This window comes from Methanobrevibacter sp., from assembly GCF_045586545.1.
In the GTDB taxonomy this organism is placed as follows: Archaea; Methanobacteriota; Methanobacteria; order Methanobacteriales; family Methanobacteriaceae; genus Methanocatella.
Genome location: NZ_JAZNAN010000097.1, coordinates 1 through 4,852, shown reverse-complemented (window position 1 = coordinate 4,852; position 4,852 = coordinate 1). Strand labels below are relative to the sequence as shown.

Below are 4,852 nucleotides of genomic sequence, written 5' to 3'. Positions count from 1 at the left end.
AGATTAATTCTCTGCAATAAGACATTAAATCTGACTTTTTTTCATCTTTGATTTTTACTGATTTTTCATATTCATAAAAGTTAATTCAGCAATTTTTAGATATATATGGGGAGTATACGTCTATAATTCTCTACAATTAGTTCAGAGGAAAATACTTATTATATCCTTAGTTTAAATATATTTTCAATGATGATTTTTTCTAATCGCATTTGTAATTGAATGGAAGTGGTGCAGTTAGATGGATAAGGGCCTAAAACGAAAAATATTCATGTTTTCAGATGCAGCCTATATTTTTTCATTTAGATATTGTTCTAATAGATATGTTGATGTTGAAATAATCGATAAAATGCACGATATTTTGTATGGCAATGAATTATTAAAGTATATAAATAATAAAACATAAATGATATACAATTAACAAAAAAGGGGTATGTTACTATGGATACTAATTCAAAAACTGCTGTATATAATTGCCGTAAGAGAATAACAGATCCAGAAGCAATTAGGATTGCTAGGGAATTGGAAAATGACCCTAATACTCTGACTGCTAAAGAACTGATGTATGCATTATACAAGACTCTTGGTATGGATGTCGAGTATGATGGAATTTTTGCCGAGTGAGCTGTTTTGCTCTCTCGATTTTACTCTTTTCAATGTTGAAACTGAATATTACTATTCAAATTTTGCCAATCTAATGGAAATCCTATAATGAATAGTTTAAATTTAGCTATTTTTTTGAAAAACTATATATAAATAGTTTAATATAAGATTAATTGAAGTATTTTAATAGTTTTAAATTTTTAATTATTTTTTTAGTGAATTTGCACTATAATTACATGAAATGACATTGTGGTTGATATGGGCTTTAAGCAAAAGATTCGCAATTTGAAGGATTGCAAGGACAATTCATCAATCTATGACTTATATTATGACAATAAGATTGATGAAAACCTGATTTATGTTGAATCAAGAAACGGATTCGACTTTACAGGCAATATCTTCAGAATAGTTGAAGAGATATCAACCGGCAAATATGGAGATTTCAGGATTAACGTCTTTGCCAATTCCAGCGTAAAATCCAAGATTCAGGAATACAAAAGGAACTACAATCTAAAGATTGACAAGATCATAACCAATGAAGTTGAAGCGACAAAAGCGTTGGAAAGGGCAAAATACATTTTCACAGATTCCGGAATAAGGCCAAAATACATCAAAAAGGAAGGGCAAATCCTTGTCAATACATGGCATGGTACTCCCTTGAAACTGATGGGAAAGGACAATCCGGGCGAAATCATTTCAATCGGCCATATCCAGCATCCTCTTCTTTCATCCGATTACCTCCTATATCCAAACAGATATATGTGCGAGAAGATGACCAATGCGTTCATGATTGAGAAGTGCTTTCCAGGCAAGGTCCTTTTTGAAGGCTATCCTAGAAATTCTGTATTTTTCGATGAAGCCAGAAGAGATGAATTGAAGAACAGCTTAGGATATGGCGATAAGGAAATCTTCTGCTATATGCCTACATTCAGGGGCAAGGTCGGTGACAGGGATGATGAAAAGCAGAAGGAGGACATTGAAGGATTTCTAAGCAAAATTGATTCTAACTTATATGATAATCAGATTATGTTTGTTAAGCTTCATGCATACAACGAAGCCAAGATTGACTTTTCAAAGTTCAATAATATTATTAAATTCCCGTCAGGATATGAGACCTATGATATATTGAACCTTGCGGATGTATTGATCACCGACTATTCAAGCGTATTTTTCGATTTTGCAAATACCAGACGCAAAATAATTATATTCAATTATGATGAGGATGATTATCTCTCATACAGGGGATTCTATTTCCCGTTATCCGAGCTTCCTTTCCCGAAGGCTTCTAGTGTTGATGAGTTAATCGCCAACTTGAATACAGACATTGAATATGATGACAGTGATTTTGTATCTGAATTCTGTGAATTCGACAATGAAAATGCCGCAGCCAATATATGTGAACACATTCTAAAGGGCAATAAGATTTCATCCGAGCAATATATTAAAAATGACAAGCCAAATATTTTAATCTTCGGCGGTTCTCTTATGAATAACGGCATCACCTCTTCATTAATCAACATGCTTGACAATGTTGACAGGGACAGGTACAATTTCTATTTGACATTCAAGCAGTGGGATGAATATATCAATGAGAATTATGATACAGTATTCGATAAGATTCCTGAAGGCGTCGAGTTTCTGCCGTTCAGATATAATCTCACACCAACAATAGAAGAGAAAATGGATTATAACAAATATTTCACTTCAAATGATATGGAATATCCAAAATCCCTGGATAATCTGTTTAAAAGATCTTTTGACAAGCAGTATAAGATATTGGATTTCAAGGCGGTGATTGACTTTGACGGATACAATCACAATGAATCAATGATATTTGCAAATTCACACGTGAACAATACCATTTGGGTTCACAATGACATGATTCAGGAAGCAGAAAAGAGAAACAAGCAAAATCTGAATATCCTAAAAGAGGTCTATTCAAAAAACAATCACGTTGCGGTAGTATCTCCAGGGCTTATTGATTCAACAGCTAAAATAAGCGGCAGAAGAGATAACATTATAGTAGTTCACAACATTAACGATTACAGAAGCATCATTGAAAGGTCAAATGAGCACGTTAAAGTGGATGACCATACTGTTGTCTACAACAATGACATTGAGGATGTTTTAAAAAGGCCGGGCAAGAAATTCATAACCATAGGCAGATATTCTCCTGAAAAGGGACATGAAAGACTGTTGAAGGCATTTGATGAGTTCTGTGAGAGATATGAAGACTCCCAACTTATAATAATCGGAGGACATGGAGTCCTATATGATGATACCGTTGAACTTGTAGATTCTCTGAATCATTCTAAAAACGTTACACTGATAAAGGACATCTCAAATCCTATGCCTATTTTGAAACAGTGCGATTTATTCATCGTTTCATCATTTTACGAAGGTTGGCCGATGGTGATTATGGAGGCGGATGCATTGGATGTTCCGGTGCTTGCAACAGACATCACAGCATGTCAATGGATGAAGGAATATGGCGGAAACATCACTGAAGACTCACAAGAGGGAATTCTGAATGGACTGTATGAATTTATGGAAAATGGCTTCAGGCCATTGACAATCGACTATGAAGAATATAACGCTCAGGCAATCGAGGAATTCTACTCAATTATTGAAAAGTAATGATTAACATGAACATCAAAAGAATCAAGGAATATGCAATAAACAGCTATATCTACAATACGTATTACCATAAAAAAATTGATGAAAATCTTGTCTATGTTGAATCAAGGGATGGTAATGACTTTGCAGGAAATATCCTGAGGATTGTAGAGGAACTGTCCACCGGAAAGTACGGCAGTTTCAGGATTGTTGTATATGCCAAGGATAATGTTCACAAAAAAATCAAGGAATTGCAAAAGAACTATTCACTTAAGATTGATGAAATCACTTCAAAGGAGTCTTCAGCCACCAAAACCATGGAAAAGGCCAAATACATCATTACCGATTCAGGGTTGAGGCCAAAATATGTAAAGCGTCCGGGTCAGATAGTACTTAATACATGGCACGGAACACCTCTCAAGACTATGGGAGTGGACAATATTGCTGAACAGTACAGAATAGGAAATATCCAGCAGGTATTCTTCTCCTGCGATTATCTGTTGTATCCAAATGAATACATAATGGAAAAGATGCTCAATTCATATATGGTTGAAAAGATTTATCCTGGAAAAATCATATTTGAAGGATATCCTAGAAATTCAGTTTTCTTTGATGAAAAAAGAGCAGATGAATTAAAGAATACTTTAAATTTAAAGGATAAGGAAGTCATTGCCTATATGCCTACATTCAAGGGTTTGATGCTTAAAAGAAAGGATGACACACAAAAAAGTGATGTTGAAAGATATCTATCAAAGATTGATGAAAGCCTTAATGAAAATCAAATTCTGCTTGTCAAGCTGCATGTCTTCAACCAAAAGCAGATTGACTTTTCCAGATTCAGACATGTCCGGGCGTTTCCGCAGGGTTTTGAGACATATGACATATTGAATATCTGTGATTGTTTGATAACAGATTATTCAAGCGTATTTTTCGATTATGCAAATACCAAAAATAAGATTATCCTATTCAATTATGATGAAGCCGAATACATGAAGGACAGGGGAACATATTTCCCTTTAAGCGACCTGCCCTTCCCAAGGGTTCAAAACGTCAATGATTTGATAAATGAAATCAATTCCCCTAAAGTTTATGACGACAGCGAATTCTTAAATCAATACTGTCCGTTTGAAAATCTGAATGCAACTGAACACCTTTGTGAGCTGGTATTCAACGGTAAAAACGCATGCATGATTAAGAAATATGAAAACAGAAAAGAAAATGTTTTAATCAAAATGGATGATGTAGATGATGATAAGATATCAAGACTTTTGAAAGAGATATCCGGTCTAAATACTGATGATAAGAACTATTTCATCTCATATCCTACCTGGAATGAATATATCAAGCAGAACTACAGTGATTTGTTCGATAATGTTCCTGATGATGTCGAATTTGCCCCTATCAGATCACCAATAAACCCAACACTATCCGAAGAACTGATTTTAAAAATTAAACCTAAATCAAAATTGCTCAACAACTTATATGAACGTGAGCAGAAAAGGTCTTTTAATGAGCTGATTTTCAACATTTTTGATTTTAATTAATAATATTCACTTTTAATTATTTTTTTACTATTAAATCATTAGAAAATATTATTAATATCAATTAACATAATTATAAAATGTTATAATGATTA

At 33.7% G+C, this 4,852-nt stretch carries 4 protein-coding genes; all 4 read left to right on the top strand.

Annotated features, from left to right (window positions below; all coding sequences use genetic code 11):
- The first annotated feature begins 238 nt into the window (after positions 1-238).
- The 4 genes from ACKI3D_RS07450 to ACKI3D_RS07435 all read left to right on the top strand — a co-directional run bounded on the left by ACKI3D_RS07450 (position 239) and on the right by ACKI3D_RS07435 (position 4,760).
- A complete protein-coding gene (locus ACKI3D_RS07450) occupies positions 239-403 on the top strand; it encodes a hypothetical protein (protein WP_407393357.1) in 165 nt (54 codons plus the stop codon).
- Between the two features lie 35 nt (positions 404-438).
- Entirely contained in the window at positions 439-621 is a 183-nt protein-coding gene (locus ACKI3D_RS07445; protein ID WP_407393356.1) for a hypothetical protein, read from the top strand.
- Between the two features lie 237 nt (positions 622-858).
- Positions 859-3,237 carry a CDP-glycerol glycerophosphotransferase family protein gene (locus ACKI3D_RS07440; RefSeq protein ID WP_407393354.1) on the top strand — a complete coding sequence of 793 codons (2,379 nt, stop codon included), beginning with the start codon at positions 859-861 and terminating at the stop codon, positions 3,235-3,237.
- An 8-nt stretch (positions 3,238-3,245) separates the two neighbouring features.
- Positions 3,246-4,760 (top strand): CDP-glycerol glycerophosphotransferase family protein, encoded by a 1,515-nt coding sequence (locus tag ACKI3D_RS07435; RefSeq protein WP_407393353.1) that lies wholly within the window; start codon positions 3,246-3,248, stop codon positions 4,758-4,760.
- Positions 4,761-4,852: the final 92 nt, after the last annotated feature.